Source organism: Enterobacter vonholyi (assembly GCF_008364555.1).
Taxonomy (GTDB): domain Bacteria; phylum Pseudomonadota; class Gammaproteobacteria; order Enterobacterales; family Enterobacteriaceae; genus Enterobacter; species Enterobacter vonholyi.
In genome coordinates this window covers 1-11,914 of sequence record NZ_VTUC01000002.1, presented here as the reverse complement: position 1 = coordinate 11,914, position 11,914 = coordinate 1, and the positions used below count along the sequence as shown (strand labels likewise).

11 protein-coding genes and 2 tRNA genes are annotated in these 11,914 nt (G+C 55.8%); 8 read left to right on the top strand and 5 right to left on the bottom strand.

The window, feature by feature from the left end:
- The first annotated feature begins 21 nt into the window (after positions 1-21).
- The 6 genes from modF to gpmA all read left to right on the top strand — a co-directional run bounded on the left by modF (position 22) and on the right by gpmA (position 6,913).
- Positions 22-1,494 (top strand): molybdate ABC transporter ATP-binding protein ModF, encoded by a 1,473-nt coding sequence (modF, locus tag F0319_RS02320; protein ID WP_149366184.1) that lies wholly within the window; start codon positions 22-24, stop codon positions 1,492-1,494.
- A gap of 201 nt (positions 1,495-1,695) precedes the next feature.
- The gene (gene galE / locus F0319_RS02315) at positions 1,696-2,712 is read left to right on the top strand and encodes a UDP-glucose 4-epimerase GalE (RefSeq protein WP_048026980.1); all 1,017 of its coding nucleotides are present in this window, start codon (positions 1,696-1,698) and stop codon (positions 2,710-2,712) included.
- Positions 2,713-2,721: 9 nt separating this feature from the next.
- A complete protein-coding gene (galT, locus tag F0319_RS02310; protein WP_149366183.1) occupies positions 2,722-3,768 on the top strand; it encodes a galactose-1-phosphate uridylyltransferase in 1,047 nt (348 codons plus the stop codon).
- 3 nt (positions 3,769-3,771) lie between these two features.
- A complete protein-coding gene (galK, locus tag F0319_RS02305) occupies positions 3,772-4,920 on the top strand; it encodes a galactokinase (protein WP_149366182.1) in 1,149 nt (382 codons plus the stop codon).
- A complete protein-coding gene (gene galM / locus F0319_RS02300) occupies positions 4,914-5,954 on the top strand; it encodes a galactose-1-epimerase (RefSeq protein ID WP_149366181.1) in 1,041 nt (346 codons plus the stop codon). The genes galK and galM overlap by 7 nt, the downstream gene beginning before the upstream one ends.
- Positions 5,955-6,160: 206 nt before the next feature.
- Positions 6,161-6,913 (top strand): 2,3-diphosphoglycerate-dependent phosphoglycerate mutase, encoded by a 753-nt coding sequence (gene gpmA, locus F0319_RS02295; RefSeq protein ID WP_023310804.1) that lies wholly within the window; start codon positions 6,161-6,163, stop codon positions 6,911-6,913.
- 61 nt (positions 6,914-6,974) lie between these two features.
- On the opposite strand, the gene aroG is transcribed toward gpmA, so the two are convergent.
- Positions 6,975-8,027, bottom strand: coding sequence for a 3-deoxy-7-phosphoheptulonate synthase AroG (aroG, locus tag F0319_RS02290; RefSeq protein ID WP_008501110.1), 1,053 nt, complete (start codon positions 8,025-8,027; stop codon positions 6,975-6,977).
- Positions 8,028-8,332: 305 nt separating this feature from the next.
- Here aroG and F0319_RS02285 point away from each other — a divergent pair, with 305 nt between their 5' ends.
- Both F0319_RS02285 and zitB read left to right on the top strand, forming a co-directional pair.
- Positions 8,333-8,713: a protein YbgS gene (locus tag F0319_RS02285; protein ID WP_149366353.1), complete on the top strand. Its 381-nt coding sequence runs from the start codon at positions 8,333-8,335 to the stop codon at positions 8,711-8,713.
- A 106-nt stretch (positions 8,714-8,819) separates the two neighbouring features.
- Positions 8,820-9,758, top strand: a complete 939-nt coding sequence (zitB, locus tag F0319_RS02280) for a CDF family zinc transporter ZitB (protein ID WP_149366180.1) — start codon at positions 8,820-8,822, stop codon at positions 9,756-9,758.
- Here the strand turns inward: zitB and pnuC are convergent.
- The 4 genes from pnuC to F0319_RS02260 all read right to left on the bottom strand — a co-directional run bounded on the left by pnuC (position 9,755) and on the right by F0319_RS02260 (position 11,914).
- Entirely contained in the window at positions 9,755-10,474 is a 720-nt protein-coding gene (gene pnuC, locus F0319_RS02275) for a nicotinamide riboside transporter PnuC (RefSeq protein WP_149366179.1), read from the bottom strand. The two genes, zitB and pnuC, sit on opposite strands and share 4 nt — an antisense overlap.
- Positions 10,475-10,496: 22 nt before the next feature.
- Positions 10,497-11,540 carry a quinolinate synthase NadA gene (gene nadA / locus F0319_RS02270; protein WP_008501105.1) on the bottom strand — a complete coding sequence of 348 codons (1,044 nt, stop codon included), beginning with the start codon at positions 11,538-11,540 and terminating at the stop codon, positions 10,497-10,499.
- Between the two features lie 191 nt (positions 11,541-11,731).
- Positions 11,732-11,807: transfer RNA gene (locus F0319_RS02265), tRNA-Lys, on the bottom strand.
- 31 nt (positions 11,808-11,838) lie between these two features.
- Positions 11,839-11,914: transfer RNA gene (locus tag F0319_RS02260), tRNA-Lys, on the bottom strand.

Below are 11,914 nucleotides of genomic sequence, written 5' to 3'. Positions count from 1 at the left end.
CTGCAAAAACAGGGATAAATCATGTCATCATTGCATATTTCGCAAGGCACGTTTCGTCTTAGCGATACCCGAACGCTAACGATTGCTGATTTGACGATTCGCGCGGGTGAAAGCTGGGCGTTTGTCGGCACTAACGGCAGCGGTAAATCCGCGCTGGCCCGCGCGCTGGCGGGAGAGCTCAACCTCCTCAAAGGCGAATACCAGAGCGACTTTACGCGCCTGACGCGCCTGTCGTTTGAACAACTTCAAAAGCTGGTCAGCGACGAGTGGCAGCGCAACAACACCGATTTACTCAGCCCTGGCGAAGACGATACCGGCCGTACGACGGCGGAAATTATTCAGGATGAAGTGAAGGATCCCGCCCGCTGCCAGCGCCTGGCAGAACAGTTCGGTATCACCCCTCTACTGAACCGGCGCTTTAAATACCTTTCGACCGGCGAGACGCGAAAAACGCTGCTTTGTCAGGCGCTGATGAGCGAACCTGAACTGCTTATTCTGGACGAACCGTTCGACGGTCTTGACGTGCAGTCCCGGGCGCAGCTGACGTCTCTGCTGGCGTCGCTTAATCAGCAGGGATATACCCTCGTGCTGGTGCTTAACCGCTTCGATGAAATTCCGGAATTTATCCAGCACGCGGGCGTCCTGGCCGACTGTAACCTGACCGAGACCGGCGAAAAAACCGCGCTGCTTAAGCAGGCGCTGATTGCCCAACTCGCGCACAGCGAACAGCTCGACGGTATTACCCTTCCGGAACCCGACGCCCCGTCGGCGCGCCACGCGCTTGATCCCCACCAGCCGCGCATCGTGCTGCGGGATGGTGTGGTCTCTTATGACGATCGCCCGATCCTTAATCACCTCAACTGGACGGTCAATCCAGGCGAGCACTGGCAGATTGTCGGCCCCAACGGCGCGGGAAAATCGACGCTGCTGAGCCTGATCACCGGCGATCATCCGCAGGGCTACAGCAACGACCTCACGCTGTTTGGTCGGCGTCGCGGCAGCGGCGAAACCATCTGGGATATCAAAAAACACATCGGCTACGTCAGCAGCAGCCTGCATCTGGATTACCGGGTCAGTACCACGGTACGCAACGTGATCCTCTCCGGGTATTTTGATTCCATCGGTATTTATCAGGCGGTGTCGGATAAACAACATAAGCTCGCCCAGCAGTGGCTGGACATTCTGGGCATGGACAACCGGGTTGCTGACGCGCCGTTTCATAGTCTTTCGTGGGGGCAGCAGCGTCTGGCCCTGATCGTTCGCGCGCTGGTGAAACACCCTACGCTGCTGATCCTCGACGAACCGCTGCAGGGACTCGACCCGTTGAACCGCCAGCTTATCCGCCGCTTTGTGGATGTCCTGATTAGCGAAGGTGAAACGCAGCTGCTTTTCGTTTCACATCATGCCGAAGATGCCCCCGCCTGCATCACGCATCGCCTGGAGTTTGTTCCGGACGGTGAGGGTTATCGCTACCTTCTCAGCAACGTTGATTAACCGTGGAGGGCTCTGCCCTCCTCTTTTTCAGATAACTTGCATCAATACATCGCTATCTCTTTGATCTAGAATGCTCTCAGTCATGAAAAAAGTGAGTGTGAAAACGAGTGTAAACGATTCCACTATTTTATCCCATGTCACACTTTTCGCGTCTCTGTTATGCTATGGTTATTACATACCATAAGCCAAATGGAGCGAAATATGCGAGTTCTGGTAACAGGTGGTAGCGGTTACATAGGTAGTCATACCTGCGTGCAACTGCTGCAAAACGGCCATGACGTCATCATTCTCGACAACCTGTGCAACAGTAAGCGCAGCGTGCTGCCTGTGATTGAACGTCTTGGCGGTAAACAACCGACTTTTGTGGAAGGCGACATCCGCAACGAAGCGCTGATGACCGAGATCCTTCACGACCACGCCATAGAAGCGGTGATCCACTTCGCGGGTCTGAAAGCGGTCGGTGAATCCGTTGCGAAGCCGCTCGAGTATTACGACAACAACGTCAACGGCACTCTGCGTCTCATCTCCGCCATGCGCGCGGCGAACGTCAAAAACTTCATCTTTAGCTCCTCCGCCACCGTCTACGGCGATCAACCGAAAATTCCTTACGTTGAAAGCTTCCCGACCGGTACCCCGCAAAGCCCGTACGGCAAAAGCAAGCTGATGGTGGAGCAGATCCTGACCGACCTGCAAAAAGCCCAGCCGGAGTGGAGCATCGCGCTGCTGCGCTACTTCAACCCGGTCGGCGCGCATCCGTCTGGCGATATGGGTGAAGATCCCCAGGGCATCCCAAACAACCTGATGCCGTATATCGCCCAGGTTGCCGTTGGCCGTCGCGACTCGCTGGCGATTTTTGGCAATGACTATCCGACCGAAGACGGCACCGGCGTGCGCGACTACATCCACGTAATGGATCTGGCCGACGGTCACGTTGCGGCCATGCAGCAGCTGGCTGACAAACCGGGCGTGCATATTTACAACCTCGGCGCCGGAGTCGGCAGCAGCGTGCTGGACGTGGTTAACGCCTTCAGCAAAGCCTGCGGCAAGCCGGTGAACTACCACTTCGCACCGCGTCGCGAGGGCGATCTGCCTGCTTACTGGGCCGATGCCACCAAAGCCGACAAAGAGCTTAACTGGCGTGTGACGCGCACGCTTGATGAAATGGCACAGGATACCTGGCACTGGCAGTCACGCCACCCGCAAGGCTATCCGGACTAAGGATCCGTCATGACGCAATTTAATCCCGTCGATCATCCGCATCGTCGTTTTAACCCGTTAAGCGGGCAATGGATTTTAGTTTCTCCGCATCGCGCTAAGCGCCCCTGGCAGGGGGCGCAGGAGACGCCTGCAAAACAGACCCTGCCGCAGCACGACCCGGACTGCTTCCTCTGTCCAGGCAACACGCGCGTTACCGGGGATAAAAACCCGGACTACAAAGGCACCTTCGTGTTCACAAACGATTTTGCCGCCCTGATGACCGACACGCCGGACGCGCCTGAAAGCCACGATCCGCTGATGCGCTGCGAAAGCGCGCGCGGAACCAGCCGCGTGATCTGCTTCTCGCCCGATCACAGCAAGACGCTGCCGGAGCTGAGCGTGGACGCGCTGAAAGAGGTCGTCAGCACCTGGCAGGCGCAAACCGCAGAGCTGGGGCAGAGCTATCCTTGGGTGCAGGTGTTCGAAAACAAAGGCGCGGCCATGGGCTGCTCGAACCCCCATCCGCACGGCCAGGTCTGGGCGAACAGCTTCCTGCCTAACGAAGCCGAGCGTGAAGGCCGTCTGCAGAAAGCGTATTACGCGGAAAACGGCTCGCCGATGCTGGTGGACTACGCGCAGCGTGAACAGGCCAACGGCAGCCGTACCGTGGTGGAAACCGAACACTGGCTGGCCGTCGTGCCTTACTGGGCCGCGTGGCCGTTTGAGACGCTGCTGCTGCCGAAAGCACATGTTCTGCGTATTACCGATCTCAGCGACGCGCAGCGCGACGACCTTGCCCTGGCGCTGAAAAAGCTGACCAGCCGTTACGACAATCTGTTCCAGTGCTCCTTCCCGTACTCCATGGGCTGGCACGGCGCACCGTTTAACGGGGAAGAGAATCAGCACTGGCAGCTGCATGCCCATTTCTATCCGCCGCTGCTGCGCTCTGCGACGGTGCGTAAATTTATGGTGGGCTACGAAATGCTGGCAGAAACCCAGCGTGATCTGACGGCGGAACAGGCGGCTGAACGTCTGCGTGCCGTTAGCGACGTCCACTATCGCGAATCAGGAGTCTAAAAAATGAGTCTGAAAGATAAAACACAATCCCTGTTTGCTGAGAAATTTGGCTACCCTGCCACCCACGTTATCCAGGCGCCAGGCCGCGTTAACCTGATCGGTGAACACACCGACTATAACGACGGTTTTGTGCTGCCGTGCGCCATCGATTACCAGACCGTTATTAGCTGTGCGAAACGCGACGACCGTAAAGTCAGCGTGATTGCGGCTGATTACGGTAATGAGACGGACGAATTTTCCCTCGATGCCCCAATTGTGACACACGACAGCCAGCAGTGGTCTAACTACGTGCGCGGCGTCGTGAAACACCTTCAGAAGCGTAACAAGAACTTCGGCGGTGCGGATTTAGTCATCAGCGGCAACGTGCCGCAGGGTGCGGGCTTAAGCTCCTCTGCGTCTCTGGAAGTTGCCGTCGGCACCGTATTCCAGCAGCTTTATCATCTGCCGCTGGATGGCGCGCAAATCGCCCTGAATGGTCAGGAAGCAGAAAACCAGTTCGTGGGCTGTAACTGCGGCATTATGGACCAGCTGATCTCCGCGCTCGGGAAAAAAGAGCATGCCCTGTTAATTGATTGCCGTTCGCTGGGAACCAAAGCCGTTCCCCTGCCAAAAGGCGCGGCCGTGGTGATCGTTAACAGCAACTTTAAGCGCACGCTGGTGGGCAGCGAATACAACACCCGCCGCCAACAGTGTGAAACCGGCGCCCGTTTCTTCCAGCAGCCAGCCCTGCGCGACGTAACGCTCAATGAATTTAACAAAGTGGCGCACGAGCTGGATCCGGTTGTCGCCAAACGCGTTCGTCACGTGCTGACGGAAAATGCCCGTACGGTTGAAGCCGCGTCCGCGCTGGCGAAAGGTGACCTGAAACGCATGGGTGAGCTGATGGCGGAATCGCATGCCTCCATGCGCGATGATTTTGAAATCACCGTTCCGCAGATCGACACCCTGGTGGAGATCGTCAAAGCGACCATTGGCGACAAAGGCGGCGTGCGCATGACGGGCGGCGGTTTTGGCGGCTGTATCGTTGCGCTGGTGCCAGAAGAGTTGGTCCCTGCCATACAGGATGCCGTGGCGAAGCAGTACGAAGCCAAAACAGGCATCAAAGAAACCTTTTATGTTTGTAAAGCATCACAAGGAGCCGGACAGTGCTAAACGAAACACCTACACTCGCACCGGATGGTCTGCCGTATCGCCTGTTAACCCTGCGCAACAGCGCTGGGATGGTCGTTACGCTGATGGACTGGGGTGCTACCCTTCTTTCTGCCCGCGTACCGATGCCGGACGGCAGCGTGCGCGAGACCCTGCTCGGCTGCGCCTCGCCCGAGCAGTATGTCAATCAGTCTGCCTATCTGGGCGCGTCCGTTGGGCGATATGCTAACCGCATCGCGAAAAGCCGTTTTGAACTCAACGGCGAGCAGTACACCCTGCTTTCAAGCCAGGGTGAGAACCAGCTGCACGGCGGGCCGGACGGGTTTGATAAACGCCGCTGGAAGATTGTTCGTCAAAACGACGGTGAAGTGCTGTTCTCACTGGATTCGCCTGATGGCGATCAGGGCTTCCCGGGGAACCTTACCGCGTCCGCGCGCTTTACGCTGACCGATGACAACCGTATCGCCATTGAATACCGCGCGAAGGTCGACAGGCCGTGTCCGGTCAACCTGACCAATCACGCGTACTTTAATCTGGATGGTAGCCAGTGCGATGTGCGTGAGCACAAGCTGCAGATCCTGGCGGATGCGTATCTGCCGGTTGACGAGATGGGCATTCCATATCAGGGCCTCAAAGACGTGAGCGGCACAAGCTTTGACTTCCGCAGCGCGAAAACCATCGCCCGGGATTTCCTGAGCGATGACGATCAGCGTAAGGTGAAAGGCTACGATCACGCTTTCCTGCTGCAGGCCAAAGGTGATGTGAAGCAGCCTGCCGCGCAGGTCTGGTCTGCGGATGACAAGCTGCAGATGACGGTTTATACCACTGCCCCTGCCCTGCAGTTTTACTCAGGCAACTACCTCGGCGGCACGACGGCGCGCGAACACGATGAGTACAGCGACTGGCAAGGCCTGGCGCTGGAGAGCGAGTTCCTGCCGGACAGCCCGAACCATCCGGAATGGCCGCAGCCAGGCTGCGTGCTGCACCCGGGTGAAGAGTACGTGAGCGTGACGGAATACCATTTTATTCCACATTAATATTCAGCCCTCCCTCCGGAGGGCTTTTTTCTGCACGCCTTGCTGAAAATAGCGCCGATCGCAGACAAAATCATAACCCTGGATTCACAAGCATCTTACACTCAGAGACTATTTTCGCTATGGTTAGGGTTAAGCGTTGCTGCTGGCACGGCCACGGCAATATAATGAGAATTGTTATCATTCTAAAAATGCTTGAGGAGTAAGAGATGGCTATTACTAAGCTGGTCCTGGTGCGTCACGGCGAAAGCCAGTGGAACAACGAAAACCGCTTTACCGGTTGGTACGACGTTGATCTGTCCGAGAAAGGCGTAAGCGAAGCAAAAGCAGCAGGTAAACTGCTGAAGGAAGAAGGCTTCAGCTTTGATTTTGCTTACACCTCTGTGCTGAAACGTGCCATCCACACCCTGTGGAACGTGCTGGACGAACTGGATCAGGCCTGGCTGCCGGTTGAGAAGTCCTGGAAACTGAACGAACGTCACTACGGTGCGCTGCAGGGCCTGAACAAAGCGGAAACCGCTGAGAAATATGGCGACGAGCAGGTTAAACAGTGGCGTCGCGGCTTCGCAATCACCCCGCCAGAGCTGACCAAAGATGACGAGCGCTACCCTGGCCACGACCCGCGTTACGCGAAGCTGACCGACGCTGAGCTGCCAACCACCGAGAGCCTGGCGCTGACCATCGACCGCGTTGTGCCTTACTGGAACGAAACCATTCTGCCACGCCTGAAGAGCGGCGAGCGCGTGATCATCGCGGCTCACGGTAACTCTCTGCGTGCGCTGGTGAAATACCTGGACAACATGGGAGAAGACGAAATCCTCGAACTGAACATCCCAACCGGCGTACCGCTGGTGTATGAGTTCGACGAAAACTTCAAGCCAATCAAACACTACTATCTGGGTAACGCAGAAGAGATCGCGGCGAAAGCAGCGGCTGTTGCGAACCAGGGTAAAGCGAAGTAATTTTCGCCAGACATAAAAAAAGCGCGGAGCCTTCCGCGCTTTTTTATTTGTGCCTGAGAATTCAGCCGCGGCGCGCTTTTACCGCATTTGCCAGCTGGCGCAGGATGGCGTCGGTATCGTCCCAGCCGATGCAGGCATCGGTCACGCTTTTGCCGTACACCAGCGGCTCGCTGCCTTCCAGGTTCTGGTTACCTTCAACCAGATGGCTTTCGATCATCACCCCAATCACCGCCTTCTCACCGCCGGCAATCTGCTGGCAGACGTCTGCACCCACTTCCATCTGCTTTTTAAACTGCTTGCTGGAGTTGGCATGGCTGAAATCGATCATCACCTGCGGCGGCAGTCCGGCTTTTTCCAGCCCGACTTTCACTTCTGCCACGTGTTTCGCGCTGTAGTTCGGCTCTTTACCGCCGCGCAGAATGATGTGGCAGTCACCGTTCCCGCTGGTGTTAACGATGGCGGAGTGACCCCATTTTGTCACGGACAGGAAGCAGTGCGGCGCACCAGCGGCGTTGATGGCATCAATAGCCACCTTAATGGTGCCGTCAGTGCCATTTTTGAAACCCACCGGGCAAGAAAGACCGGACGCCAGCTCGCGGTGGACCTGAGATTCAGTCGTGCGCGCACCAATTGCGCCCCAGCTCATCAGGTCTGCAAGGTATTGTGGCGTAATCATGTCCAGGAATTCACCGGCCGCAGGCAAGCCGCTGTCGTTGATCTCAAGTAGCAGCTTGCGCGCAATGCGCAGGCCGTCGTTGATCTGGAAGCTGTTATCCATGTGCGGATCGTTAATCAATCCTTTCCAGCCAACGGTGGTGCGCGGTTTTTCAAAATAGACGCGCATGACGATTTCCAGCTCATCCTTTAGCTCTTCACGGAGGGTGAGCAGACGGGCGGCGTATTCTTTCGCGGCTGCAGGATCGTGAATGGAGCACGGACCAATCACCACCAGAAGACGATCGTCATTACCTTTCAGGATCTTATGGATCGCTTTACGAGCATGAGAAACCGTGTTTGCGGCATTTTCAGTGGCGGGGAATTTCTCAAGGAGCGCTACAGGAGGTAATAACTCATTGATCTCTTTAATGCGTAAATCGTCGTTCTGATAATTCATCTTCGTTCCAGCTCTGCCATATCTTTAGTAATGAAAGCAATCCTTTCAATCTATCTTGTCGACCAGGAAGTGTAAACACGGTTTTACACTTCACGCAGATAATTCCTGGAATTCGCCTAAAAATCGCCACAAAATAGCGAAAAACGAGATCTAACCTAAGCTTTTTAACTGTAACAACCAATTTTTACACGCTTAAACGCGATTCCCTACTGACGTAAGTCCGTAAGGCGGGATCTTTCGCCTCTGAAAAAGATGCACTGTTGGAGAATGTTATCCAGCGTAACGACAAGAACAGGAGCACCATGATGAAAATGACAAAACTGGCAACTCTCTTCCTGACCGCTACACTCACTCTGGCCAGCGGCAGCGTCCTGGCTGCGGAAACGGGCACCTCAGACAGCAACGGTGACGCCAATGCGGCTGCGGCAGCAGGTCAGCCTGCGCCTGATGCGAAACAGAATATCGCCCCGAATAATGTCGACAACAGCCAGATCAATACCGGCAACACCAACACCGGCGGCACCATGCTGCATCCAGACGGTAGCGGTTCCGGCACTATGAACCATGACAATATGAGTTCAGATGAAGTCCATAAGAACTCAATGTGCAAGGACGGCAAATGCCCGGACCCTAACGACAAAGTGGGTAACGACGCCAATACCAAAACCGATGGCACCACCCAGTAATTTCTTATGAACCCTCAGAAAAAGGAGAGCTCAGGCTCTCCTTTCTTTTTGGAGTAACCTATTAAAAACGCTACACTAAAAACAATAACACATCAGGAAAGCAGACATGGCGCACTCCCATTCACACTCGCACTCATCCGGCAACGACAACGCTAAACGACTGATGCTGGCCTTTGGCGTCACAGCAACGTTTATGGTTATCGAGGTCATTGGCGGCCTGATTTCCGGCTCTCTGGCACTTCTGGCTGATGCCGGACACATGCTGACCGATGCAGCCGCCCTGCTCTTCGCCCTGATGGCCGTGCAGTTTGCGCGTCGTCCTCCAAATGCGCGCCATACCTTCGGCTGGCTGAGACTGACCACACTGGCCGCGTTTGTTAACGCTATTGCACTGGTAGTCATTACCATTCTTATCGTCTGGGAGGCAATACAGCGCTTCAGACACCCGCAGCCGATCGCCGGGGCAACCATGATGGTGATTGCCGTAGCAGGGCTGCTGGCGAATATTCTGGCCTTCTGGATTTTGCACCGCGGCAGCGGGGAGAAGAACCTGAACGTACGTGCTGCGGCTCTGCATGTTATGGGTGATTTGCTCGGCTCAGTCGGGGCGATTGTCGCCGCGCTGGTGATCCTCTACACCGGCTGGACGCCTGTCGATCCGATTCTGTCCGTTCTTGTGTCGTGTCTGGTCTTGCGCAGCGCCTGGCGGCTGCTGAAGGAGAGCGTGAATGAACTGCTTGAAGGGGCGCCAGCTTCCATGGATATCGACGAGCTGAAGCGCAACCTGCGCCGTTCAGTCCCGGAAGTACGCAACGTTCATCATGTTCACGTCTGGCTGGTGGGAGAGAAACCGGTCATGACGCTGCACGTCCAGGTGATCCCCCCTCACGACCACGATGCGCTGCTCGATCGCATCCAGCACTTCCTGGAACATCACTACGACATTAGCCATGCCACCGTTCAGATGGAGTATCAGCCCTGTAGCGGACCGGACTGCCACCTTAACGAGGCGCAGTCCGGCCATTCACATCATCATGACCACTAGCCGGAAAGCGCGTGAGAGCCTCGCTCGCGCGCGCTGTTAATCCACATCCGGCTGCCGTTCAGCGCGATGAAGGTCAGCAGCAGATATTCCAGCGACATCGCATAGACACCCTGCAGGGCGAAGATCGCCACGCTGATCACGTTGATGATGACCCACAACAGCCAGTTCTCAACGTATTTACGGGTCATCAGAATCATCGCCGCAATCGACAGCACCATCATGCAGGAATCCCAAAACGGGAAGGCATCCGGCTGGAGTTCAGGCATCGTCACGTTCAGGCCGATGCCGGACATGGCCGAAACGGCAACGCGGGTCAGGAACGCAAAAACCGGGTTGATGTAAACGGTCATTAAGCCAATGGCCACCACGCAGGCGACGAACCAGGCGATGGCTTTCGGCAGGGGCAGCCAGCGGATCTGCAGCTCGGCCTCCTGCTGGCTGTTCTGACGCGACCAGGCGTACCAGCCGTAAATATTGGCGGCAAAGAAGAACAGCTGCAAAAGCAGGCTGGCGTACAGCTGGATCTGGAAGAAGATAATCGCAAACAGCGTGACGTTAATCAGCCCGAACGCGTAGTTGCTTATCTTCTCCAGGCTTGCCAGCCAGATACAGAGTAATCCCGCCAGCGTGCCAACGGCCTCAATCCATGACAGGTCATAGCCACCTGTACCAATCGGTATATGAACCAGAATGTTATGTGTGCTAAAAAAATCCATCTTTTCCCCGGGGCGTTTTGAATTAAGTACGTAGTGTAGCCGCAAAATCCAGCATACGGTTAAGCGGAATTAACGCGCCTTCACGCAGGGCGGCATCCACATGGATTTCATGCGCCGCACCACCGGTTTCTAACCCCTCGGCAATCGCTTTCAGGCCGTTCATCGCCATCCACGGACAATGCGCACAGCTGCGACACGTTGCGCCCTCGCCTGCCGTTGGCGCTTCAAGAAGCTCTTTCTCCGGTACGGCCTGCTGCATCTTGTAGAAGATACCGCGATCGGTCGCCACGATAAGCTGCTTGTGAGGCAACGTTCTGGCAGCGTTGATAAGCTGGCTGGTGGAACCCACGGCATCCGCCATGTCGACAATCGACTGCGGAGATTCAGGGTGAACAAGAATGGCTGCGTCAGGATAAAGCGCCTTCATGCGCGCCAGCGCCTGGGTCTTGAACTCGTCATGAACGATACAGGCGCCCTGCCAGCAGAGAACGTCAGCACCCGTCTGCTTCTGGACATAATTGCCGAGATGGCGATCGGGCGCCCAGATAATTTTCTCGCCCAGGCTATCCAGATGTTCAATCAGTTCAACGGCGATACTCGATGTGACCACCCAGTCTGCACGCGCTTTTACGGCCGCAGAGGTGTTAGCGTAGACCACCACAGTCCGGTCAGGATGGGCATCACAGAAGGCCGTGAATTCGTCAATCGGGCAGCCGAGATCCAGTGAACACTCCGCGTTAAGCGTGGGCATCAGAATGGTTTTTTCCGGGCTCAGGATCTTTGCCGTTTCGCCCATAAAACGCACGCCGGCAACCAGCAGCGTGGAAGCGGGATGTCGTGCACCGAAGCGCGCCATCTCCAGTGAGTCAGAAATGCAGCCCCCGGTCTCTTCAGCCAGCTGCTGTATTTCCGGGTCGGTGTAGTAATGGGCCACCATTACCGCATCGCGCTCTTTAAGAAGACGTTTGATCTTCTCGCGGTAGAACTGCTTTTCGTCCTGGCTCAGCGGGACAGGCTTTGGCGGAAACGGATAGATTGCGGCTTCAGGATCAAACATCACACTCATTATGGCTTCTCGTTTTACGGGCTTAACAATATTGCCTTTCATTTGCCTGACATAGCAAAACGCGTGGCAATTGTGTTTTGTATACTAAACAAGATAGCGAATCTGGAGTGAAAAGTCACCGGGAATAGATGGGCGGAGCATTTGTTGTACCGCAGATAGCAAAAAGGCGCCTTTAGGGCGCCTTTCTACACTGGTGGGTCGTGCAGGATTCGAACCTGCGACCAATTGATTAAAAGTCAACTGCTCTACCAACTGAGCTAACGACCCCTTGCGGGATGTACTGCAAATTTATTCAGGCTGGTGGGTCGTGCAGGATTCGAACCTGCGACCAATTGATTAAAAGTCAACTGCTCTACCAACTGAGCTAACGACCC

What these genes read in the sequence shown, in the direction of transcription:
- modF (WP_149366184.1), top strand. Translation starts at nt 22, where the DNA reads ATGTCATCATTGCATATTTCGCAAGGCACGTTTCGTCTTAGCGATACC.
- galE (WP_048026980.1), top strand. Translation starts at nt 1,696, where the DNA reads ATGCGAGTTCTGGTAACAGGTGGTAGCGGTTACATAGGTAGTCATACC.
- galT (WP_149366183.1), top strand. Translation starts at nt 2,722, where the DNA reads ATGACGCAATTTAATCCCGTCGATCATCCGCATCGTCGTTTTAACCCG.
- galK (WP_149366182.1), top strand. Translation starts at nt 3,772, where the DNA reads ATGAGTCTGAAAGATAAAACACAATCCCTGTTTGCTGAGAAATTTGGC.
- gpmA (WP_023310804.1), top strand. Translation starts at nt 6,161, where the DNA reads ATGGCTATTACTAAGCTGGTCCTGGTGCGTCACGGCGAAAGCCAGTGG.
- aroG (WP_008501110.1), bottom strand. Translation starts at nt 8,027, where the DNA reads ATGAATTATCAGAACGACGATTTACGCATTAAAGAGATCAATGAGTTA.
- F0319_RS02285 (WP_149366353.1), top strand. Translation starts at nt 8,333, where the DNA reads ATGAAAATGACAAAACTGGCAACTCTCTTCCTGACCGCTACACTCACT.
- zitB (WP_149366180.1), top strand. Translation starts at nt 8,820, where the DNA reads ATGGCGCACTCCCATTCACACTCGCACTCATCCGGCAACGACAACGCT.
- pnuC (WP_149366179.1), bottom strand. Translation starts at nt 10,474, where the DNA reads ATGGATTTTTTTAGCACACATAACATTCTGGTTCATATACCGATTGGT.
- nadA (WP_008501105.1), bottom strand. Translation starts at nt 11,540, where the DNA reads ATGAGTGTGATGTTTGATCCTGAAGCCGCAATCTATCCGTTTCCGCCA.